At 71.1% G+C, this 19,886-nt stretch carries 21 protein-coding genes; 6 read left to right on the plus strand and 15 right to left on the minus strand.

Features of this window, described 5'->3' with window-relative positions:
* The first annotated feature begins 85 nt into the window (after positions 1-85).
* Entirely contained in the window at positions 86-952 is an 867-nt protein-coding gene (locus ACZ6MZ_RS15575; RefSeq protein ID WP_469352257.1) for a Bax inhibitor-1/YccA family protein, read from the plus strand.
* 84 nt (positions 953-1,036) lie between these two features.
* Here ACZ6MZ_RS15575 and ACZ6MZ_RS15580 read toward each other — a convergent pair whose 3' ends face one another.
* Complete coding sequence (locus ACZ6MZ_RS15580; RefSeq protein ID WP_384187363.1) at positions 1,037-1,267, minus strand: DUF4287 domain-containing protein; 231 nt, start codon at positions 1,265-1,267, stop codon at positions 1,037-1,039.
* Between the two features lie 105 nt (positions 1,268-1,372).
* On the opposite strand from ACZ6MZ_RS15580, the gene ACZ6MZ_RS15585 reads away from it, so the two are divergent.
* Positions 1,373-1,693, plus strand: a complete 321-nt coding sequence (locus tag ACZ6MZ_RS15585; protein WP_384187365.1) for a hypothetical protein — start codon at positions 1,373-1,375, stop codon at positions 1,691-1,693.
* Here ACZ6MZ_RS15585 and ACZ6MZ_RS15590 read toward each other — a convergent pair.
* The 3 genes from ACZ6MZ_RS15590 to ACZ6MZ_RS15600 all read right to left on the minus strand — a co-directional run bounded on the left by ACZ6MZ_RS15590 (position 1,677) and on the right by ACZ6MZ_RS15600 (position 5,338).
* Complete coding sequence (locus ACZ6MZ_RS15590) at positions 1,677-2,600, minus strand: hypothetical protein (RefSeq protein ID WP_469352260.1); 924 nt, start codon at positions 2,598-2,600, stop codon at positions 1,677-1,679. The genes ACZ6MZ_RS15585 and ACZ6MZ_RS15590 overlap by 17 nt on opposite strands.
* A gap of 305 nt (positions 2,601-2,905) precedes the next feature.
* Positions 2,906-4,126, minus strand: coding sequence for an acetyl-CoA C-acetyltransferase (locus tag ACZ6MZ_RS15595; RefSeq protein WP_469352262.1), 1,221 nt, complete (start codon positions 4,124-4,126; stop codon positions 2,906-2,908).
* 228 nt (positions 4,127-4,354) lie between these two features.
* Entirely contained in the window at positions 4,355-5,338 is a 984-nt protein-coding gene (locus ACZ6MZ_RS15600; protein WP_384187473.1) for an SGNH/GDSL hydrolase family protein, read from the minus strand.
* 147 nt (positions 5,339-5,485) lie between these two features.
* On the opposite strand from ACZ6MZ_RS15600, the gene ACZ6MZ_RS15605 reads away from it, so the two are divergent.
* Positions 5,486-6,880 (plus strand): cystathionine beta-synthase, encoded by a 1,395-nt coding sequence (locus ACZ6MZ_RS15605; protein ID WP_384187371.1) that lies wholly within the window; start codon positions 5,486-5,488, stop codon positions 6,878-6,880.
* Between the two features lie 324 nt (positions 6,881-7,204).
* On the opposite strand, the gene ACZ6MZ_RS15610 is transcribed toward ACZ6MZ_RS15605, so the two are convergent.
* The 5 genes from ACZ6MZ_RS15610 to ACZ6MZ_RS15630 all read right to left on the minus strand — a co-directional run bounded on the left by ACZ6MZ_RS15610 (position 7,205) and on the right by ACZ6MZ_RS15630 (position 11,261).
* Positions 7,205-7,621 (minus strand): hypothetical protein, encoded by a 417-nt coding sequence (locus ACZ6MZ_RS15610; protein ID WP_389790966.1) that lies wholly within the window; start codon positions 7,619-7,621, stop codon positions 7,205-7,207.
* 113 nt (positions 7,622-7,734) lie between these two features.
* Complete coding sequence (locus ACZ6MZ_RS15615; protein WP_469352264.1) at positions 7,735-8,667, minus strand: ABC transporter substrate-binding protein; 933 nt, start codon at positions 8,665-8,667, stop codon at positions 7,735-7,737.
* A 129-nt stretch (positions 8,668-8,796) separates the two neighbouring features.
* On the minus strand, positions 8,797-9,459 hold the full coding sequence (locus ACZ6MZ_RS15620; RefSeq protein WP_389790968.1) for an ABC transporter permease: 663 nt from the start codon (positions 9,457-9,459) through the stop codon (positions 8,797-8,799).
* Between the two features lie 6 nt (positions 9,460-9,465).
* Entirely contained in the window at positions 9,466-10,134 is a 669-nt protein-coding gene (locus ACZ6MZ_RS15625) for an ABC transporter permease (protein ID WP_469352266.1), read from the minus strand.
* Positions 10,131-11,261, minus strand: coding sequence for an ABC transporter ATP-binding protein (locus ACZ6MZ_RS15630; RefSeq protein ID WP_469352268.1), 1,131 nt, complete (start codon positions 11,259-11,261; stop codon positions 10,131-10,133). Before ACZ6MZ_RS15630 ends, ACZ6MZ_RS15625 begins: the two co-directional genes overlap by 4 nt.
* A gap of 141 nt (positions 11,262-11,402) precedes the next feature.
* Between ACZ6MZ_RS15630 and ACZ6MZ_RS15635 the strand changes: the two genes are divergently transcribed.
* The 3 genes from ACZ6MZ_RS15635 (at position 11,403) to ACZ6MZ_RS15645 (ending at position 14,463) form a co-directional block, all read left to right on the plus strand.
* Positions 11,403-12,968 (plus strand): aromatic amino acid ammonia-lyase, encoded by a 1,566-nt coding sequence (locus ACZ6MZ_RS15635; protein WP_469352368.1) that lies wholly within the window; start codon positions 11,403-11,405, stop codon positions 12,966-12,968.
* Complete coding sequence (locus tag ACZ6MZ_RS15640) at positions 12,965-13,801, plus strand: MurR/RpiR family transcriptional regulator (protein ID WP_389790971.1); 837 nt, start codon at positions 12,965-12,967, stop codon at positions 13,799-13,801. The genes ACZ6MZ_RS15635 and ACZ6MZ_RS15640 overlap by 4 nt, the downstream gene beginning before the upstream one ends.
* An 83-nt stretch (positions 13,802-13,884) precedes the next feature.
* Positions 13,885-14,463 carry a hypothetical protein gene (locus tag ACZ6MZ_RS15645; protein WP_469352270.1) on the plus strand — a complete coding sequence of 193 codons (579 nt, stop codon included), beginning with the start codon at positions 13,885-13,887 and terminating at the stop codon, positions 14,461-14,463.
* Positions 14,464-14,510: 47 nt separating this feature from the next.
* Here ACZ6MZ_RS15645 and ACZ6MZ_RS15650 read toward each other — a convergent pair whose 3' ends face one another.
* The 6 genes from ACZ6MZ_RS15650 to ACZ6MZ_RS15675 all read right to left on the minus strand — a co-directional run bounded on the left by ACZ6MZ_RS15650 (position 14,511) and on the right by ACZ6MZ_RS15675 (position 19,807).
* Positions 14,511-14,885, minus strand: a complete 375-nt coding sequence (locus ACZ6MZ_RS15650; RefSeq protein WP_384187392.1) for a hypothetical protein — start codon at positions 14,883-14,885, stop codon at positions 14,511-14,513.
* Between the two features lie 111 nt (positions 14,886-14,996).
* Positions 14,997-15,431, minus strand: coding sequence for a roadblock/LC7 domain-containing protein (locus ACZ6MZ_RS15655; RefSeq protein ID WP_384187394.1), 435 nt, complete (start codon positions 15,429-15,431; stop codon positions 14,997-14,999).
* Between the two features lie 37 nt (positions 15,432-15,468).
* Positions 15,469-16,263, minus strand: coding sequence for a transcriptional regulator (locus tag ACZ6MZ_RS15660; RefSeq protein WP_469352273.1), 795 nt, complete (start codon positions 16,261-16,263; stop codon positions 15,469-15,471).
* A complete protein-coding gene (locus ACZ6MZ_RS15665; protein WP_469352275.1) occupies positions 16,260-16,751 on the minus strand; it encodes a hypothetical protein in 492 nt (163 codons plus the stop codon). Before ACZ6MZ_RS15665 ends, ACZ6MZ_RS15660 begins: the two co-directional genes overlap by 4 nt.
* Positions 16,752-16,883: 132 nt before the next feature.
* Positions 16,884-18,287, minus strand: a complete 1,404-nt coding sequence (locus ACZ6MZ_RS15670) for an APC family permease (protein WP_469352277.1) — start codon at positions 18,285-18,287, stop codon at positions 16,884-16,886.
* A 116-nt stretch (positions 18,288-18,403) separates the two neighbouring features.
* A complete protein-coding gene (locus tag ACZ6MZ_RS15675) occupies positions 18,404-19,807 on the minus strand; it encodes a type III PLP-dependent enzyme domain-containing protein (RefSeq protein WP_469352279.1) in 1,404 nt (467 codons plus the stop codon).
* Between the last annotated feature and the right edge of the window lie 79 nt (positions 19,808-19,886).

Below are 19,886 nucleotides of genomic sequence, written 5' to 3' on the forward strand. Positions count from 1 at the left end.
GATCCTCCCCGAGCACTAGAGTGTTCGCTTTGCCCGGCCATTACTCTTGACGCAAGGCCGCGCAGGGTGGCCATGGAGGAGTGAGATGAGGAGCAGTAACCCGGTCTTCTCGCGACGGGGCTTCAGCCGCGACAACGGCCACGCGGGCTTCAACGCGGCGCCGCAGGCCGGGGGCCCCGCTGTTGGAACCAACCCGTACGCGACCAACCCCTACGCGCCGCAGCAGGGCACCCAGTACGGAGCGGGCCCGCAGGCGCCCGCGCGTACCGACGTCATGACGATCGACGACGTCGTGACCCGTACCGGCATGACGCTGGGCACGGTCGTGCTCACCGCGGTCCTCTCGTGGGTCCTGCTGCCGGTGGACGAGGCCAACCTCGGCAAGTCGTACGGCATCGCGATCGGCGCCGCGCTGGTGGCGCTGGTCCTCTCTCTGATCCAGTCCTTCAAGCGCAAGCCGACCCCGGCGCTGATCCTGGCGTACGCCGCCTTCGAGGGTGTCTTCCTCGGCGTGATCAGCAGCGCGGTCAGCACCTACATCGCGCCGGGCGTGGTGATGCAGGCGGTGCTGGGCACGATGGCGGTCTTCGCCGGTGTGCTCTTCGCCTACAAGATGCGCTGGATCCGCGTCACCCGCCGCTTCTACGGCTTCGTGATGGCCGCGGCCATGGGCTTCGTGTTCCTGATGGTCGCCAACATGCTCTTCAGCGTCTTCGGCGGCGGTGACGGCCTCGGCTTCCGCAGCGGCGCCCTCGGCATCATCTTCGGCGTCGTCGGGATCATCCTCGGCGCGTGCTTCCTGGCGCTCGACTTCAAGCAGGTCGAGGACGGCGTCGCGTACGGCGCTCCGCGCGAGGAGTCCTGGCTCGCGGCCTTCGGCCTCACGCTGACCCTGGTGTGGATCTACCTGGAGATGCTGCGTCTGCTCTCCATCCTGCAGGGCAACGACTGACGCCTCACGCAGTGCGAAGGGGTCCGCGGGCTGATGCCCGCGGACCCCTTCCGCTTGAGTCGCTTGAGTTAGGTCGGACAGGAACTAGAGCAGGCGGCGGGCCGCCCGCCTCAGGTCGTACTCGTGGACGAGCGCTTTCGCGTGTCCGTACGCGAGTCCGTATTCGCCCCGCAGCCAGCTGACCTTCTCCTCGAAACGGAAGAGAGCGGGGCCGTCCTCGACGGTGCGGAGCCAGTCGGAGACCTCACGACCGGTGCATTGCGGGATACGGGAGAGCAGATTGCGATGGGTCTCTTCGGAGAAGACAAGTGACATCGGCGCCTCCGGACGCTGTGCGCGTACTGGTCCTTCACGCCACCGTGCCTGAGCGTGGGCCTGTTGGCAACAGTGCCGGGCCCGGACAGGCGTAGGGTCGCCCGCGTGCTCGATACAACGCCGCTGACGGCCGCCGTGGACCGATTCGCCGACCGGCTGCGGTCGGCCCCGCAGAGCCGGCTGCAGCGGGGCGCCGCCGCGCAGGCGCTCGCGCTCGCCAGGGAGCTGTCCGTACGGGCCCAGCGGCTCGACGACCCCGGTGCGGAACCGCGGATCATGCCGGACGCGGGTGTCTTCGTGGTCGCGGACCAACTCACGGTCGCGGCGGCGGACTTGGCCGAGGCGCTGCGAGCGGCCCCGTCCGCGGTCGAGCTGGACGAGGCCGTGAGGTCGGTCGAGCGGGTGGTGACTACAGCGACGCTATGACGCGGTCCGCGAGAATGTAGATGTGCTCCGCACCCTCGGCGCCGGCGCCGGTATCGGGCCCCGGAGCGGCATCGGCATCGGCACCGGCATCGGCGTCGTCGCCGCTCCTGCCACCGCCGCACGAGAACGTCAGGGCGTACGCGCCGGAGACACCGGAGCCGCCCAGCAGGAACGGGGCGTGGCCCTCGCGCAGTGCCTCGGCGAGCCGCTCGGCGGTTTCGCGGTGGCCCGGGGTCATGCAGAGCGTCGTGCCGTCGGCGAAGACGTACACATCGAGCGTGCCCAGCGGCCCCGGACGGACGTCGGCGAGCGCCGTACGGGTCTCGGCGAGCTCGTCGAGCCGCGCTACGGTACGCTCATGGTCGTTGACAACGGGTGTCTGTACGGGCACGAAATCGGGGTGCGAGGGGTGCCTGCGGCGGGCGGCGGCCAGCTCGGGTGAGTCCTCGGCGAACTCACCGGCCCCGCCGACCTCGGTGAGGTCCGGGTAGTCGGAGAAGTCGTCGAGCCCTTCGGCGGCGTCGAGATCCAGCGCCTCCAGCCCGGCGAAGTCCGCCTGGCGGGGCACGTAGAACGGGCCGTCCTCGGAGCCGAGGCCGGCCAGCCCGCCCAGCAGGGACGGGGCGTCGGTGGCGTCCCGGGCCTCCTGCGCGGCCCAGAAGGCGCGCGCCTCGGCGAGCTCGCGCTCGCGTTCCTCGGCGAGCGCCTCGGCGACGGCGGTGCGTATGTCGTCGGTGTGGTTGGCGCTTCTGGCCTGCGGAACAGTGGCGACGAGGCCGCTCGGGTTCGCCGCGGCCAGTTCACTGCGCAGCGCGGTGACCTGCCTGCGCAGCCCGTGAGCGGCGTGCAGGGCGGCGACGCCCACCGCCGTGGCGGCAGCTGTGGTCAGCAGCAAGGCAAGAGACATGGCGCTCACTGACTACTCCCGATTCCAATCGATACCCCCGACTTCCTACCTCAGCTTGTAGGGGGCGGATGCCCGCTGTCAGTGCATTACGTCACGAATTGGACAGGTCTTTGGGCCTTAGGTTTAGTCTGAATGCATCTCTGACCTGGGCAAACGAATCTCCCCCAGGGTTAGGTCACATCCTGGGGGAGATTCAGTCACGACTGGGGCTCGGTGGGGTTGATGAGCGTCTTTCCGGCTCGCCCGACTACCCTCCGTCATATTTCGGACCGAACCGGGCCGGATGCGGCCCGGTTCGGTCCGGGTCAGCTCAGCCGCTCGATGACCATGGCCATGCCCTGGCCGCCGCCGACGCACATGGTCTCCAGGCCGAACTGCTTGTCGTGGAACTGGAGGCTGTTGATCAGGGTGCCGGTGATCCGGGCGCCGGTCATGCCGAAGGGGTGGCCGACGGCGATGGCGCCGCCGTTCACGTTCAGCTTTTCCAGCGGGATGCCCAGGTCGCGGTAGGACGGGATGACCTGGGCGGCGAAGGCCTCATTGATCTCGACGAGGTCGATGTCGTCGATGGTCAGCCCGGCGCGGGAGAGCGCCTGCCGGGACGCCTCGACCGGCCCGTATCCCATGATCTCCGGCGACAGGCCGGTGACACCGGTGGAGACGATCCTGGCCAGCGGGGTCAGGCCCAGCTCGCGCGCCTTGGTGTCGGACATGATCACGAGCGCGGCCGCGCCGTCGTTGAGCGGACAGCAGTTGCCGGCCGTGATCAGGCCGTCGGGGCGGAAGACGGGCTTGAGGCCCTGGACACCCTCCATGGTGACGCCGGCGCGCGGGCCGTCGTCCTTGCCGACGACCGTGCCGTCCGGGGTGGTCACGGGCGTGATCTCGCGCTCCCAGAAGCCGTTCTTGATGGCTTCCTCGGCGAGGTTCTGCGACCGTACGCCGAACTCGTCCATGTCCTGGCGGGTGACGCCCTTGAGGCGGGCCAGGTTCTCGGCGGTCTGCCCCATCGCGATGTACGCGTCAGGGACCAGGCCGTCCTGGCGCGAGTCGTGCCACTGCGCGCCCTCGCTCTGCGCGACGGCGGCGGTACGGGCCTCGGCGTCGGCGAAGAGTGGGTTGTGGGTGCCCGGCATGCCGTCCGAGGAGCCGTTGACCTGCCGCGACACCATCTCGACACCGGCGGAGATGAAGACATCGCCCTCGCCCGCCTTGATGGCGTGCAGCGCCATCCGGGAGGTCTGGAGGGAGGAGGAGCAGTACCGGGTGATGGTGCAGCCGGGGAGGTGGTCCATCCCCATCTGGACGGCGACGATCCGGCCGAGGTTGTGTCCCTGCTCGCCGCCGGGCAGCCCGCAGCCCAGCATCAGGTCGTCGATGTCGCGGGGGTCGAGCTCGGGGATCTTCGCGAGCGCGGCCTGAATGATCGTGGCGGTCAGATCGTCGGGCCGCAGTTCCTTGAGCGAGCCCTTGAAGGCCCGGCCGATGGGGGAGCGGGCGGCAGAGACGATCACGGCTTCGGGCATCACGGCTCCAGAGGAGAGAAGGCAGGCTTCCTGGGAAGTTACCCGTACGTAGTCCGGGGGTCACCGGGCCGGACGTGTGATGCGGGCCTCTTTTCTAAGCGCTTGCTCAGTCGCGCGCCCGGCCGGAGGGGTGCGGGGCGGGCAGAAGCGGGTCGGAGAGTCTGATTCCGCTTCCACCAGCCCGTCCAGTGTGCCGCGCTGCCCGTCCGGTGTGCCGCGCGCGTCGGATCAGATCCGGTGGGCCTCCGTCGGGGTCGCCTCCTCCGCGGTGGGGAGGTGACGGCGCCTGCGGTGTTTCAGGAGCGCCCACGGCGCGCGGACTCCGGTGACTTCGGTGCCTGCCTGGGCCGCCGCCGCCGACGCCGCCTTCGCCACGGGGAGCATGCCCTCGTCGCGCGACGCGTCCAGGTGATCCGTCTCCGGCCACAGGCCGAGCACCGCGCACAGCGTCGGCAGGAGCGCCATCGCCGCGGTCGCGTACCCCTCCGCCGAGGGGTGGTAGTTGTCGGGACCGAACAACTCCCGCGGATTCGCGGCGAACTCCGGGCCGAGCAGATCACCCAGCGAGACCGTACGGCCGCCCTGCTCGACCGCCACGATCGTCTGGGCCGCCGCCAGCTGGCGGCTCACCCGGCGGGCCAGCCAGCGCAGCGGCTGGTAGACCGGCTCGATCGTGCCCAGATCCGGGCAGGTGCCGACCACCACCTCCGTCCCCGCCGTGCGCAGCCGCCGTACCGCCGCGGAGAGATAGCGCACGGAGCGCGTCGCCGGCATCCGGTGCGTGACGTCGTTCGCGCCGATCATGATCACGCAGACGTCGGGGACACGGGCCGTGTCCGACAGCAGCAGCGTCACCTGGCGGTCCAGATCGTCCGACCTGGCCCCCGGCAGGGCCACGTTCCACAGGTCCACGGGCCGCTCTGCGACCGCCGCGAGCCCCGAGGCGAGCAGCGCCCCCGGTGTCTGCCCGGCCCGGCGTACGCCCTGGCCGGCCGCCGTGGAGTCGCCGAGCATCCCCATCCGCAGGGGTGCGGTGTGCCCGAAGGCGAGTCCGTACCAGCCGTCCCCGCTGGGCGGCAGGGGCGCCACCCCGCCGCCCACCGACCGCTTCGCCAGCTGTACCTCCGCCAGCAGCACCCCGATGCCCGCCGCTCCGAGCAGGCCGATGCTCCCGCCGCCGTAGGCCGCGCCGGCGGCGATGCGCCGCGCCACTCTCGCCCTTGACACAGTCCGAGCCACCTCCTCCTCGCCGTACGCACGAGTACGTACCTCAGCTAACTGCCCCGTAGGGACTGTCGCCCAATCTCGCGCGCGTACGCATACGCTGGCCGGACCATCACGGAGACCCCGGAGACTACGGTGCAATTCCACGACTCGATGATCAGTCTGGTTGGCAATACCCCGCTGCTGAAGCTGAACAGCGTGACCGCAGGCATTCAGGCGACAGTCCTGGCCAAGGTCGAATACTTCAACCCCGGCGGTTCGGTGAAGGACCGGATCGCCCTGCGCATGATCGAGGCGGCGGAGCAGAGCGGTGAGCTCGAGCCCGGTGGCACGATCGTCGAACCGACGAGCGGCAACACCGGCGTCGGTCTCGCCATCGTGGCCCAGCAGAAGGGCTACAAGTGCGTTTTCGTGTGCCCTGACAAGGTCTCCACGGACAAGATCAATGTGCTGCGGGCGTACGGCGCCGAGGTCGTCGTCTGCCCGACGGCGGTCGACCCCGAGCACCCCGACTCGTACTACAACGTCTCCGACCGGCTGGTGCGTGAGACGCCGGGCGCCTGGAAGCCGGACCAGTACAGCAACCCGAACAACCCGCGCTCGCACTACGAGACGACCGGTCCCGAGCTGTGGGACCAGACGGACGGGAAAATCACCCATTTCGTCGCGGGCGTCGGCACCGGCGGCACCATCACGGGCACCGGCCGCTATCTCAAGGAGGCCAGCGAGGGGCGGGTACGGATCGTGGGCGCCGACCCCGAGGGGTCCGTCTACTCCGGCGGTTCCGGGCGGCCCTACCTGGTCGAGGGCGTCGGTGAGGATTTCTGGCCGACCGCGTACGACCGTACGGTGACGGACGAGATCGTCGCCGTGTCCGACAAGGACTCCTTCCAGATGACCCGGCGCCTCGCCAAGGAGGAGGGCCTGCTCGTCGGCGGCTCCTGCGGCATGGCGGTCGTGGCCGCGCTGAAGGTCGCAGAGGGGCTCGGCCCGGACGATGTCGTGGTCGTCCTGCTGCCGGACAGCGGCCGTGGCTACCTCAGCAAGATCTTCAACGACGAGTGGATGAACGACTACGGCTTCCTCGACCACGGCGGCGACTCGGCGAGCGTCGGCGATGTCCTGCGGCACAAGGAGGGGCCTATCCCGACCCTCGTGCACATGCACCCGGAGGAGACGGTCGGCGAGGCCATCGAGGTCCTGCGGGAGTACGGCGTCTCGCAGATGCCGATCGTGAAGCCGGGCGCGGGACACCCGGACGTCATGGCCGCGGAGGTCATCGGCTCGGTCGTGGAGCGGGAGCTGCTGGACGCGCTCTTCACCCAGCGCGCCTCGCTCGGCGACCCGCTGGAGAAGCACATGTCCTCCCCGCTGCCGCAGGTCGGCTCGGGCGAACCGGTGGCCGATCTGATGGCGGCGCTGAGCGGTTCCAACGGCGCCGACGCGGCGATCGTGCTGGTGGAGGGCAAGCCGACAGGGGTCGTGAGCAGGCAGGATCTGCTGGCGTACCTCTCCAAGGACGCGAAGTAGCGTCCCCGGCAGCCACCGGAGACGCGGATTCGTGAAAGTGGTACGAGCGCGACACGTCCGCGCAGCACCCGCTTAACACGCGTCAGGCACATTGGTGGTTGTCGGCGTCACGGACCTCCGGAGCGGCTCCCGGACCTCCATGGACGCCAGGACACGTAAGCCGGCCCTGACCCGGACCGTGTCCCTCGCGGGGACCGCCGTCGTCCCGCCCCCCGGTAACGGGGGTGCGGCGGTCCCCGCGACTACTCGTTTCAGCGCGACTACCCGTTTCCCCGCGACTACTCGTTCGGCGAGACCACCCGTTCGGCGAGACCACCCGCTCGGTCAGTCCTCCCAGTCGGACGACTCGCGGTTCTTCCGTGACATCCAGGGCCGGCCGCGCGCGGCGTGCACCGTGTTGACGGCGACAATGCCCAGCCAGCAGACGAACAGGCCCTTGAAGCCTGTCTGGACCGCCGCGATGGCGGACAGCGGGATGGCGAGGATCAGCGAGATGACGCCGAACCCGAAGCGCTCGCCGAACCCCTCGGCGGGGCCCGGCGAGCGGGAGCCACGGGCGACGGAGATCTGCTGCTCGGCGAGCCGGCGCCGGACACGGCGGTCGATCGTGCCGTCCAGACGCTGTTCGACCTTCTCCAGGAAGGATTCGATGAGCGCGGACTCGTACTCCGCCCCCAGTTCGCTGCGGGCCTGAAGGGTGGCGTCGAGCTCCTTCTTGAGCTCAGGGTCACGGGCTTCCATGACCCATACGGTACGAAGCCGGACCGGCCCGGGCATTGGGGCTAGCCCCCGTCTTCACCTGCGGTACGCCTCAGGGCGCCGGGGAGCCCGGGCCCCGAGGCGTACCCGGCCCGCTACTTCTTCGTCAGGCCGTGGTCGGCGGCCCAGGCGTCCGCGACGTCCTCCGGGTCCTTCTTGTCCTTGTCGACCTGGCGGTTCAGCTCGGTCAGGTCCTCCGTCGTCAGGGCGTTGCCCAGCCGGGCCAGCGCCCTGCGCACGGTGGAGTCGGCCTTGCGGTCGGCTATCAGGGGGACGATGTGCTGGCCGGGGACGAGGTTCTTGGGGTCGGTGAGGACGACCCAGCCCTCGGCGGCGATGTCCGTGTCCGTGGTGAAGAGGTTGGCGACATCCACATCGCCCTTCTTCAGCGCGCCCTTCACCAGCGGCCCCGAGGAGTCCAGCGACTTGAACTCCTTGAACTCCACGCCGTACACGTCCTTGAGCCCGATGACGCCCACGACCCGCTTCTTCACCTCGGGCGCGGCGCCGATGACCAGCCTGCCGTTCTGCTTCGCCAGATCGGCGAGCGTCCTGAGGCCGTACTTCTCGGAGGTCTCACGGGTGACGGCGAACGCGTCGGAGTCCTCGGCCTTGCCGTACGGGAGGACCTGCAGGCCCGGGGGGAGCGCGACGGCGAGGGCGTTCTGCATCTCGCCCTCCTCGGTGGCGGTCGCCTTCGGGGAGAGGTAGTGGAGCAGCGCGCCCTGGTACTCGGGGAGCAGATCGATGTCGCCGCCCTTGAGCGCGGGGATAAGGATCTCGCGGGTGCCCAGGTTGGGGCGGACGGTCGTCTTCACGCCGGCGGCTCCGAGCACGGCCGCGTAGAGGAAGCCGAGGATCTGGTTCTCGGTGAAGTTGGCGGTGCCGATGGTGATGCCGCCCGCGCTGGAGCCGCCTCCTCCACCGCCGCCCTGGCTGTCGAGGGAGGTGATACCGCTGCTGCACGCGGCGAGCGCGGGTACGGAGGCCGCAGCGAACAGGCCGCCGAGCAGGGTCCTGCGGTTCATGCGTGAGCTCATCCGTGAGTTCTTGGCAGGGGTCATCTGAGGGGTCATCCGGGGGATCGTCTGAGAGGTCGTCTGAGAGGTCGTCTGAGGGGTCGTCTGAGGCGGCATCGGAGTGTTCTCCTCGGGCGGTCAGGCGGAGCGGTGGCGGAAGAGGACGCGCTGGATCGCGGACAGCGCCAGATCGAGGACGACGGCGACGGCCGCGACCAGCACCGCTCCGCCCAGTACCTGGACGAGATCGCGCTGGGCCAGGCCGTCGAAGACGTACCGTCCGAGCCCGCCGAAGCTGACGTACGCGGCGATGGTCGCCGTCGCCACCACCTGGATCAGCGCGAGCCGCAGCCCGGTCATGATCAGCGGCAGCGCGAGCGGTATCTCGACCTGGAGCAGCACCTGACGGCCGCGCATGCCCTGGCCGCGCGCCGCGTCCTTCACCTCCGGGTCGACGGCGGTCATCCCGGCGTACGTATTGGTCACGATGGACGGCACGGCGAGGGCGACCAGCGCGACGTACACCGGGGTCATGGACAGCCCGCTGGCCAGGAAGACCAGCACGACGAGGCCGACGGTGGGCAGCGCCCGGCCGAACGAGGCGAGGTTGATGGCGAGGAACGCGCCCCGGCCGGTGTGCCCGATGAGCAGCCCGAGGGGCAGCGCGAGCACGGCGGCGATCAGGGTCGCGAGCAGTGAGTACTGGAGGTGCTCGGCGAGCCGGTGGCCGATGCCGTCCGGCCCCGTCCACTGCTCGCCGGACACCAGCCAGGAGCCGAGGTTCTTGAAGAGTTCGTACATGTCGGGTCAGGCCCTCCCACGCGGTGCCGGCTGCCGTCCCGGCTTCCTGGTCCAGGGGGTGAGGACGTACTGCACGGCCACCAGCAGCGCGTCCGCGACCAGCGCGAGCAGCAGGGTCAGCACGACGCCGGCCATCACCGGGGTGGGGAAGTTGCGCTGGAAGCCGTCGGTGAAGAGCTGGCCGAGGCCGCCGTCACCGATGTACGTGGCGACGCTGACGAGCGAGATCGACATGACGGTGGCGATCCGTACGCCCGCCATGATCACGGGCAGCGCGAGGGGCAGCTCGACGGTGAGGAGCGTGCGCAGCGGGCGCGTGCCCATGGCCACGGCCGCCTCACGGGCCCTGGCCGGCACGGAGTCGAGTCCTTCGACGGTGTTCCGCAGCAGGACGACGAGCGTGTAGATCGTCAGCCCGATGACGGTGGTGGTCCTGGTCAGCCCCGAGACGGGGAGCAGCAGGACGAAGACCGCGATGGACGGGATCGTGAACAGGACGTTGGAGAGCCCGAGGAGGAAGCCGCGCAGCGGGCGGACCCGGTGCGCGACGACGGCCAGCGGCAGGGAGATCAGCAGCCCGAGGAGTACGGCGGTCAGGGCGGCCTGGAGGTGGGAGAGGGTGAGGGTGGTGAGATCGCCCGCGTGGTCGGATATCCACGCCCACTCGATGGTCATACGGTCCCGCTCCCGGCCTTCGACAGGCCCACGGCCGGCCGCGCGGCCTCGTGATGGCGACGGCCCGCGTGCTCGTGGATCGTCTCGCGTGACGTGACGCCCGTCAGGACGCCGTCGGCGTCGACGCGGGCCACCAGACCCGTCGGGGAGGCGATCGACTCGTTCAGCGCCGCGAGCAGGGAGTCCGTGTCGCGCAGCGGGCGTACCGGCAGCAGCGGGGCGTCGCCCGACCGGCCGGCGCCGCTCGCGGGGTCGGGGTCGAGCCAGCCGAGGGGCTCGTCCCGGGCCGATGTCACCAGATGCGGTCCTGTGCCCGTGCGAGGGACGGGCTCGTCCGCCCGTACGGTCGTGGCGCGCTGCTGCGGCACATCCGCGAGTGTCGTCAGCGACAGCAGCTTCAGTTCGCGCTCCGCGCCGAGGAAGTCCGCGACGAAGTCGTCCGCCGGGCGGGCCAGCAGCTCGGCGGGCGCCGCGCACTGCACCAGATGGCCGCCCGTGCGGAAGACGGCGATCCGGTCGCCGAGCCGTACGGCCTCGTCGATGTCGTGGGTGACGAAGGCGATGGTCTTGTTCAGCTCCTGCTGGAGCCGCAGCAGCTCGTCCTGGAGCTGGGTCCGCACGACCGGATCGACCGCGCCGAACGGCTCGTCCATCAGCAGCACCGGCGGATCGGCGGCGAGCGCTCTGGCCACGCCGACGCGCTGCTGCTGCCCGCCGGACAGCTGGTGCGGGTAGCGCTTGCCCGACTCGGCCGTCAGCCCCACCGTCTCCAGCAGCTCCGCCGCTCGCGCGCGGGCCTTCCTGCGGCCCCAGCCCAGCAGCAGCGGAACGGTCGCGATGTTGTCGAGGACCGTGCGGTGCGGAAAGAGGCCGGACTGCTGGATCACGTAGCCGATGCCACGCCGCAGCTGGGCCGCGTCCTGCTCCAGCACGTTCTTGCCGGCCAGCCGGATGATGCCCGAGGTCGGCTCGACCATCCGGTTGATCATGCGGAGGGTGGTGGTCTTACCGCATCCGGAGGACCCGACCAGGACGGTGATACCGCCCTCCGGCATCTCCAGGGTGAGGTCGTGAACCGCCGTGGTGCCGTTGGGGAAGCGTTTGTTCACCGCGTCAAATTTGATCATCAGTCGTCCCTTGCCCGGCTTGCATATAGTCATGCAGAGTTCTTGGTGGCTGAATAGATTGTCAATGCCCCGAGGTAAATCGCTGGTTACGGATGGCCGCAGGGCAAGACGGAGCGTCCGATAAGGAGGCGTTTACGCATGATGTCGTCCCACATGGTGGACTCGCCGTATGCGAGCCCGGCCATCGTCGTTCTGGACGGACAGAGCCTCCCGGTCGCCGATGTCGTACGGCTGGCCGACGGCGCCGCCCGTCCCGTACCCGGGACCGAGGCGATGAAGCGCGTCGAGCGGACCTGGCACGTCGCGCGCGAGCTGGCCGCCTCCGGCCGGGTGTACGGGCGCTCCACCGGCGTCGGCGCCAACCGCACTGAGGCCGTGCCCACCGAGGCCGCCGCCGACCACGGCCTGCGCCTGCTGCGCAGCCACGCCGGGGCCATCGGCGAACCCCTGCCGGCCCGCGAGGTCCGCGCCATGCTCGCCGTCCGCGCCAACCAGCTGCTCGCCGGCGGCGCGGGACTGCGGCCGACCGTCGTCACCGCCCTCTGCGAGGCGCTGGAGTCCGGCGCGTACCCGGTCGTCAACGAATTCGGCTCGGTCGGTACGGGCGACATCGCGGCCCTCGCGCAGATGGGCCTCGCCCTCGCCGGCGAACACCCCTGGCAGGGCGGCGGGGCTCCCGCGCCGCAGCTGCTCGACAACAACGACGCGCTCGCCCTGATCAGCAGCAACGCCCTGACCCTGGGACAGTCCGCGCTCGCCCTGTACGAGCTGCGCGGGCTCGTCGCCGCCACCGAACTGGTCGCCGCGCTCTCCCTGCTGGCCGTCGACGGCTCGTACGAGGCGTACGCGGAGCCCGTCCACGCCGCCCGCCCGCACCCCGGCTCGTACGCCGTCGCCGCCCGCATGCGGCGGATCCTCGGCGCCCCCGAACGGCCGGGGCCACCGCTCGGCCGCATCCAGGACCCGTACGGCTTCCGCTGCGTCCCGCAGATCCACGGCCCGGCGCGCGACGCCGCCGACGCGCTGGAGAACGCCCTCGCCGTCGAGATCAACGCCGCTGCCGAGAACCCGCTGATCTGCCCGGGTACGGAGGCGGAACCGATCCCCGCCGCCTACCACCACGGCGGCTTCTACCTGGCCCAGATCGCCCTGGCGCTCGACCACTTCAGGCTCTCCCTCGTACAGACCGCGCGGCTGTCCAGCTCCCGGCTCTCCGCCCTGAACGAGCCCGCCTTCACCCGGCTGCGGCCCTTCCTCGCCGACGCCGAGGCCGCCAGCTCCGGCGTGATGATCCTGGAGTACGCGGCCGGGGCCGCCCTCGGCGATCTGCGGGCCTTCTCCGCGCCCGCCTCGCTCGGCCACGCGGTACTGTCCCGTGGCGTGGAGGAGCAGGCCAGCTTCGCCTCGCTGGCCGCACGCCAGACGCTGCGCGCGGGGAGCGCGTACCGCCTGGTCGTCGGCTGTGAACTCGTCGCCGCCGTACGGGCCCTTCGCCAGCGCGGACTGCGGCCCGAGCCCGGTCTCCCGGTCGGCCGCGCCTTCGAACTGGCCGAGACCGTACTCGACGAGGCGGTCACCGACCGGCCATTGACCGATGATGTGACGGCGGCCGCCGCGCTGCTCGACCGGTTCACCGACCTGACGAGTGAGCTGACGACCGGTCAGACCATTGGCCCGACCAACGACTTGACGAGGGGGATCGCATGAGCGACAGCCCTGCCGCCCGACTTCAGCAGCTCTTCGAGGGCCACCGGCTGACCCCCACCCAGCGGCGCATCGCGCACAGCATGGTGCGCAGGCCGGCGGACGCGCCGTTCCTGTCGAGCGTCGAGCTGGCGGAGCTGGCCGGGGTCAGCCAGCCGTCCGTGACCCGCTTCGCGGTCGCGCTCGGCTTCGACGGCTATCCGGCGCTGCGCAGGCATCTGCGGGAGGTCGCGCCGGCCGAGCCCGACGAGGGCGCGTCCGCGTACAACGAGTACCAGCAGGCCGTCCAGGGCGAGATCGAGAACCTGCGGCATCTGGCCGAGCTGCTCGCCGACCCCGAACCGGTCGAACGGGCGGGACGGCTGCTCGCCGCGTCCCGTCCGCTGCCGGTGCTCGGCCTGCGCGCCGCCTCCTCGCAGGCGCGCGGCTTCGCCTACTTCGCGGCCAAGGTCCATCCGGACGTACGGCTGCTGGACGAGGGCGGCACGATGCTCCCCGACCGGATCGACGCGGCGCGCACCGCGGGCGCGAGCGCGCTGCTCTGCTTCGCGCTGCCGCGCCATCCGAAGGAGGTCGTGGACAATCTCGCGTACGCGCGCGCGGCCGGGCTGACGGTGGTGACGGTCGCCGACTCCGCCTTCGCACCGGTCGCCAAACACAGCGACCTGCTGATCCCGGCGGCCGTCGGCACCGGCCTCGCCTTCGATACGGCCTGCGCGCCGATGCTGCTGGGCCGGGTGCTGCTGGAGGCGATGTGCGACGACCTCCCGGATGCCCAGGCGAGGCTGGAGGAGTTCGACGCGCGGGCCGCGGCGCGCGGGCTTTTTGTCGAGTAGCCGCCGGGTTCCGCCGTTCTCAGGAAATGCTCAGAGAACGTCATTAATCTGCCCGCCACGCAGGTGGAATGCCGCACACAGGCATGAGGAGGCAGATCGTGGGGCGTGGTGGGCAGTCTCTGGCGCGGGTGGCCGTGATTGTGCGGGCCGGCGCGGTTCCGCTGTGGTGGCTGGGGGTGCTCGCCGCCGGTATCGGGGTCGTCCTCCCCGGCCTGACCGGGCGCAGGATCGGCGTTTTCGTAGGCGCGGCGCTCTTCGTCGGGTGCGGCGCGGCCGTCGCGCTCGTACGCCGGCGCGGATATACGGAGTGGGCGGAACGCGCCTCACGAGCCGGGAAGTTCGACTACCTCCAGGACCGCGCCGTGACGCTGCGGAACTGGCGGCGGGCGCACCGCTGGTGGCTGCTGCTCGCCTTTCTCGTCGCCGTGGGAAGTTCCCTCGCGCTGCCCGCCGCCGGGGGCCTCGCGCTGGCGGGCGCGGGCGCCGGGCTGTGGCTCAAGGCGGCCTGGCTGGGGCGGCGTGAGCGCCGGGACGAGGCGCTGCTGTGGGTACGTACGGACTGGGCCGGGTCCGGGCAGCCCGTCGGCAAGAAGGTGAAGGGCTACCGGACCACGGGCACCGGGGCAGGTGACGCCGTGCCCGGTGGGGCACGGCGCCGCTGAGGGGAGCCCGCCTGGGGCCTGTCCGCCGGACAGGGCCCAAGGGGCGCTCAGACCTCCAGTTCGGCTTCTATCTTCCCGAGCTGATGGCGGGCCATCGCCAGATTGGCGCGGGACTTGTCCAGCGCCAGGTAGAGGAACAGGCCGTTGTTGCCCCGCCCCTTGAGCAGCCGGATCAGGTGGTACTGGCTGCCCAGCGTGATCAGGATGTCCTCGATCTCGTCCTGGAGACCGAGCAGCTCCATGGCGCGGACCTTGGCCCGGACCACATCGGTGTTGCCGGCCGCCGCGACCGTCAGATCGAGATCCTTGCCGCCGCCGACGGTGCCGAGGGCCATGCCGCTGGAGTAGTCCACGAGGGCGGCCCCCAGGGCGCCTTCGATGACGGTCGTGGCTTCCTTGAGGGCGGCTTCGGTCTTGGCCATGGATGTCGCACTTCCTTTCCGTCTGATGGGGTCCGGGGAGTTCCGGACGCCCGGGTCGTTCGGGGTGTCACGGGTGTCGCGGGTGTCGCGGGTATTGGGGTGAGCCGGGGATCAGGTGTTCTCCAGCCGGTCGAGGGCGCCGTCGACCAGTTCGCCGATACGGGCGCTGGACCGGCGGGCCTCCAGATGGAGCCGGCCCACATTGATCCGGGGCTCCGCCAGGAGGGTCAGAACGGCCGAGGAGCCCGCGGCGTACGTCGCGACATAGCCCAGCTCGCCCCGGATCAGCAGCTCCTTGAAACCGCCCTGGCCGGTGGTGTCCGTCAGCCGCAGCGCGACGCCCAGCGCGGCGGCGGTCAGCGCGGCCACCCCCTCCGCCTCCACGCCGGCCGTGTCCTGCGCCAGCACCAGACCGTCGGTGCTGGCCGCCAGCGCCCCGGTGAGCTGGGGGAGCCGGGCCCGCAGGCGTCTGAGTTCGCCGAGCACATCGGCTTCCGCCGTCATCAGCTGTCTCCTCTCGGCGCGCTGCCGCAGAGCGCGCCTCATGACGGCGCGGCGAGGGCCCGGTGGACGGAGCGAGAAGTCACAGACTTGCCTCCAGAGCGTCGCGGAGCCGGCGTAACAGGGCGATGTCCGGGTCGGCCGAGACGGTCGCGACCCAGGAGGGAACCGCGGCGGGGGTGACCGCCGCCGGTTCGTCGGGTGTCTCGACCAGTCCGGCCGCGGCCAGCCGCCGGATGTCGAGCAGTGTGTGGAACGCGGGCCGGCCCAGGGCCCAGGCGATGGCCACCGGGGTCCGCACGCCGTCGGCCAGCGCCAGCAGGGCGCGCTGGCGGCGGGTCACGGCCTGTCCCGGCGCGGGCCTGCGGGCCACCACGGGGGCGGTGTCGACAGCCGCGTACGGCCAGACCTGGTCGAGGAGTTCGCGTCGGCGCGCGGTCTCGCGCTCGACGGCGGCCGCGGCGACGGGCCGTACGGGGCCGATCCAGTGCGCGACTCCGGAGCGGAAGCGGGTGGGTCCGCTGCCCGGGGCGAGAGCGAAGAAGGCGGCGTCGAACAGCGCGCCCAGATGGCAGATCTCCAGCTCGCCGTCGCCGAGCCGGCCGCTGTCGACCAGGAACCGGCCGACCTCGCGGCGGGTGCCCGCCCGGTCGACCGCCTCCTCCCAGCCCGCGCGCGGCAGCCGGCCGCTCGCCGTCAGCAGGACGTCGATTCCGGGGGCGGCGGGGCTCTCCGCGTGCACGACGCGGCCGTCGGCGAGATAGAGCGTGCCGTGGTCGCGCAGCAGGGCGCCGGTGGCGCGTTCGCCGGCCAGCCGGACGAGCATCGGGGAGACGGCGGACGGCAGGGGAGTCTTCGTGGTGGCCTCGGTCGTCATGCCAGCACCAGCCGTTCGGCGAGCTGGCGCAGCCGCAGCCGGGCCAGGGCGAGATTGCCGGTGTCGCGGTCGAGCCACAGATGGAGGAAGACGCTGCTGTCGAACGTTGTCTCGACGAAGCAGAGGACGTGATAGCCGACGCGGGTGGTGACGATGAGGTCCTCGACGGGCGGTCTCTTGTCGGCCGCGTCCCGGCCGGGCGCTCCATGACCGGGCGCTCCGTGGCCGGGAGCTGCGTGATCCGGCGGGCCCTGGCCGGCGGCTTCCTCGCCGGGTGCCTCCGGGCCAGGTGCGTCCGGGGCGAACGCCGTGTACTCCGCCGCGGCCCTGGCCAGTTCGGCCGTCTCGGCCGCGGTGGCCTCATGGTCACCGTTGGGCGACTCGCCCGCCGTGCCGAGCGCGAGCCCGCTCGTCCAGTCGACTATGGCCGCTCCGCGCGCTCCTGGCAGGCCCATGGCCTCCTGTAAGCATGCGTCGATTCCGGGCACGCGGACTCCCCTCACAGCCGGGCGTGCGGACGTACTGTCCTGCGGCAGTGACCGTGAGGTTACGCAACGTTCGTTCGATGGGGAGGAGTTCTGGCATTTTCCATCGGAACATGCCGGGCGCCGACAGGGCCGCTACTCCTCGCCGCGTACCTTGAGCACCGCCTTGTTGACCGCCCACAGCCCGATGCCGATCGCCACCAGCACCCCGGCCCGGACATAGACCTCGGCGGCGCGGTCCGCGAACGGGCTGGCCAGGACCAGTGCCGTGACCGCTCCGAGCACCGGCAGGACCGTCGGCGCCCGGAAGTGGTCATGGCCGACCGGGTCGCGGCGCAGTACGAGCACGGCGATATTGACCACCGCGAACACACAGAGCAGCAGGAACGAGGTCGTGTCCCCGAGCCCTTCGATCTCGCCGGTCGACACCAGCCCGACGGCGAGCAGCGAGACGAAGACGATGCCGACGACCGGCGTACGGCGCTTGGGCAGCACCCGGCCCATGGCCCGGGGCAGGATGCGTTCGTTGGCCATGCCGTAACAGAGCCGCGAGGCCATCATGATGTTGATCAACGCGGAGTTGGTGACCGCGAACAGCGCGATCAGGGCGAAGAGCTTCGGCGGGAAGTCGAGTCCGCCGGCCTTCACAACCTCCAGCAGCGGGCCGCTGGACCCCTCCAGGGTGCGGTAGTCCACGAGCAGCGACGACACCAGCGCGACCAGTACGTAGATCGTGCCGGTGACCGCCACCCCGATGAAGATCGCGCGCGGGAAGGTCCTGCCCGGATCCTGGGTCTCCTCGGCCATATTGACCGAGTCCTCGAAGCCGACGAACGCGAAAAAGCTGAGCGCGGTGGCTCCCAGCACGCCGGTGATCAGGGCGAATCCGGTACCGCTCGCCTCGAACTCGGTGAGCCGGGAGGCCTCTCCGTCGCCCGAGAGCACGGCGTACCCGCCGATCGCGAGGATGATCGCCAGCCCGGTCAGCTCGACGACGGTCAGGACGACATTGGTCTTCACGGACTCCGAGACGCCCCGCAGATTGAGTGCGGCGAGCGCGAGGATGAAGAGGATCGCGACCAGGGTGGGCGGTACGGCGTGGGTGAACTCGGCCAGATAGTCACCGCTGAACGCGCGGGCGGCGGCGCTCGCGGACGACAGGCCCGAGCACATCACCATGAAGGCGACGATGAAGGTGAGGAAGGGGACCTTGAAGGCCTTCTGGGTGTAGAGCGCGGCTCCGGCGGCCTTGGGGTACTTGCCGACGAGCTCGACGTACGAGGCCGCCGTCAGGATCGCGACGACGAAACCGATCACGAACGGCAGCCAGAGCGCGCCGCCCACCTTGCCCGCGACGTTGCCGGTGGTGGCGTAGATGCCGGTGCCCAGGATGTCGCCGATGACGAAGAGGATCAGCAGCTTGGGCCCGATGGCCCGTTTGAGCCCCGGTTCTTCGGCGTTTCCGCCTGCGCTGCCCTTGCCGTCGGCGCTGCCGGTACTGGCAGCGCCGACGGCGCCGGACGGATCGGATACGGCCATGGGAAACCTCCCCCGGATCAGGTGGGGAGGCTTCTGCCCGGTGCGGGGCGACTGATGCCTGCGGGAAAGGAGCGGGCGTGCGCCGTGGCCGCGCTCAGGGCCTCGGCCGTCCCGCCTCAGTCGTCCAGCAGCGCGTCCACGTACGCCCCGCCCGACTCCGTGACGATCTCCTCGACCGTCTGCGGTGCCCGTAGCAGCGCGAAGCGCACCCCGTCGGGCGCCGCATTGAAGCCGTGGACGCCGGGCCTGACCAGGCTGTTGTAGGCGTAGTGGTTGGTGAAGTAGTACGCGCCGGTGTCGAGGGCCGCGACGAGATCGTCCTGCTCCAGCAGCGGCAGCGACCGGTTCTCGGCGAGCAGGTCACCCGCGAAGCAGGCCGGGCCCGCGACATCCTGGGCCACGGCGGGGCCGGTCTTGGGACGCCCCTCGGCGTCGTACGCGGCGACGCGCAGCGGCCAGGAGACCGGGTCGTAGACGGTACGGGTGGCGATCTGCGCGCCCGCGTGGGTCACCGCGATGGGGCGGCCGCCCGAGGTCTTGGCGTACTCGACGCGGGCGAGGACCGTGCCGTGCTTGGCGACCAGCGAACGGCCGAACTCGGTCACCAGTCCGTAGCGGCCGTCCAGCAGCCCGGGGACGGTGTCCTTCAGCAGCCGGGCGTACGTGGCGTAGGTCGGGGTCTCCTCGTCGGAGGCGAAGTTGACCGGGAGGCCGCCGCCGATGTCGAGGGTGTCGATCTGCGCCCGGCCGGCCGCCGCGTTGATCTCCTCGGCCAGCTCGTACACCGTCCGTACGCCTTGGGCCATGAGCTCCAGCGGGACGCCCTGCGAGCCGGAGTGGGTGTGCAGCCGGGTCAGCCAGGGGCGGTCCAGATACGCCTGGACGACCCAGGCGCGGGCGCCTTCGTCGCGCAGCGCGACGCCGAACTTGGAGGTGGCGGTCGCGGTGGACAGGGCGCCGATCGAGCCGGCGCCGATCTGCGGATTGACCCGCAGCCCGAACGGGGAGGAGGCCGGGCCCGAGCGGACCAGGGCGTCGATGCGCTCCAGCTCCTGCGGGTTGTCGGCGTTGACGGCGATGCCGAGGGCGACGGCCTCGCGCAGCTCGGCGGGGGTCTTGGCGGGGGAGTCGAGGACGGTGCGGCCGGCCCCGATGCCCGCGGCGCGGGCGAGGGCCAGCTCGCCCGGGCTCGCGACCTCGGCGCCTATGCCGTGCTCGGAGAGCAGCCGCAGGAGGGGCACGAGGGGCGCGGCCTTCACGGCGAAGGCGTGCAGGACGGGGGTGCCGGGCGCGGTGACCTCTTCGAAGGCCCTGTGGAGCGCGGCGGCCGAGGACCGGATTCCGGCCACGTCGAGCAGGGCGACGACCGGCTCCGTAGCGGTGATCAATCCCTGCTCCACGGCGGCCTTGACGGCCCGGTCGCGGCGGGCCGCCGCGCCGGTGTCCGCGGCTGTGTGCCCGTCGGCGCCGTGTCGCGTGCCGTGATCCGGGCTCTGACTGTTGTGCTGAACCGAAGCCATGGGCGTCAGCCAATCATCCGCAGGTCGGGCACGCAGCTGTTGACTACAAGTATTCATCCAGTCAGGATGTGAATAGATG

Source organism: Streptomyces sp. NPDC042201 (genome assembly GCF_055582185.1).

Excerpts from the sequence above, each read along its gene's own strand:
- ACZ6MZ_RS15590 (WP_469352260.1), bottom strand. The coding sequence starts at position 2,600 with ATGTCTCTTGCCTTGCTGCTGACCACAGCTGCCGCCACGGCGGTGGGC.
- ACZ6MZ_RS15645 (WP_469352270.1), top strand. The coding sequence starts at position 13,885 with ATGAGGAGGCAGATCGTGGGGCGTGGTGGGCAGTCTCTGGCGCGGGTG.
- ACZ6MZ_RS15615 (WP_469352264.1), bottom strand. The coding sequence starts at position 8,667 with ATGAACCGCAGGACCCTGCTCGGCGGCCTGTTCGCTGCGGCCTCCGTA.
- ACZ6MZ_RS15580 (WP_384187363.1), bottom strand. The coding sequence starts at position 1,267 with ATGTCACTTGTCTTCTCCGAAGAGACCCATCGCAATCTGCTCTCCCGT.
- ACZ6MZ_RS15630 (WP_469352268.1), bottom strand. The coding sequence starts at position 11,261 with ATGATCAAATTTGACGCGGTGAACAAACGCTTCCCCAACGGCACCACG.
- ACZ6MZ_RS15670 (WP_469352277.1), bottom strand. The coding sequence starts at position 18,287 with ATGGCCGTATCCGATCCGTCCGGCGCCGTCGGCGCTGCCAGTACCGGC.
- ACZ6MZ_RS15625 (WP_469352266.1), bottom strand. The coding sequence starts at position 10,134 with ATGACCATCGAGTGGGCGTGGATATCCGACCACGCGGGCGATCTCACC.
- ACZ6MZ_RS15575 (WP_469352257.1), top strand. The coding sequence starts at position 86 with ATGAGGAGCAGTAACCCGGTCTTCTCGCGACGGGGCTTCAGCCGCGAC.
- ACZ6MZ_RS15640 (WP_389790971.1), top strand. The coding sequence starts at position 12,965 with ATGAGCGACAGCCCTGCCGCCCGACTTCAGCAGCTCTTCGAGGGCCAC.
- ACZ6MZ_RS15675 (WP_469352279.1), bottom strand. The coding sequence starts at position 19,807 with ATGGCTTCGGTTCAGCACAACAGTCAGAGCCCGGATCACGGCACGCGA.
- ACZ6MZ_RS15650 (WP_384187392.1), bottom strand. The coding sequence starts at position 14,885 with ATGGCCAAGACCGAAGCCGCCCTCAAGGAAGCCACGACCGTCATCGAA.
- ACZ6MZ_RS15655 (WP_384187394.1), bottom strand. The coding sequence starts at position 15,431 with ATGAGGCGCGCTCTGCGGCAGCGCGCCGAGAGGAGACAGCTGATGACG.
- ACZ6MZ_RS15620 (WP_389790968.1), bottom strand. The coding sequence starts at position 9,459 with ATGTACGAACTCTTCAAGAACCTCGGCTCCTGGCTGGTGTCCGGCGAG.
- ACZ6MZ_RS15595 (WP_469352262.1), bottom strand. The coding sequence starts at position 4,126 with ATGCCCGAAGCCGTGATCGTCTCTGCCGCCCGCTCCCCCATCGGCCGG.
- ACZ6MZ_RS15635 (WP_469352368.1), top strand. The coding sequence starts at position 11,403 with ATGTCGTCCCACATGGTGGACTCGCCGTATGCGAGCCCGGCCATCGTC.
- ACZ6MZ_RS15610 (WP_389790966.1), bottom strand. The coding sequence starts at position 7,621 with ATGGAAGCCCGTGACCCTGAGCTCAAGAAGGAGCTCGACGCCACCCTT.
- ACZ6MZ_RS15660 (WP_469352273.1), bottom strand. The coding sequence starts at position 16,263 with ATGACGACCGAGGCCACCACGAAGACTCCCCTGCCGTCCGCCGTCTCC.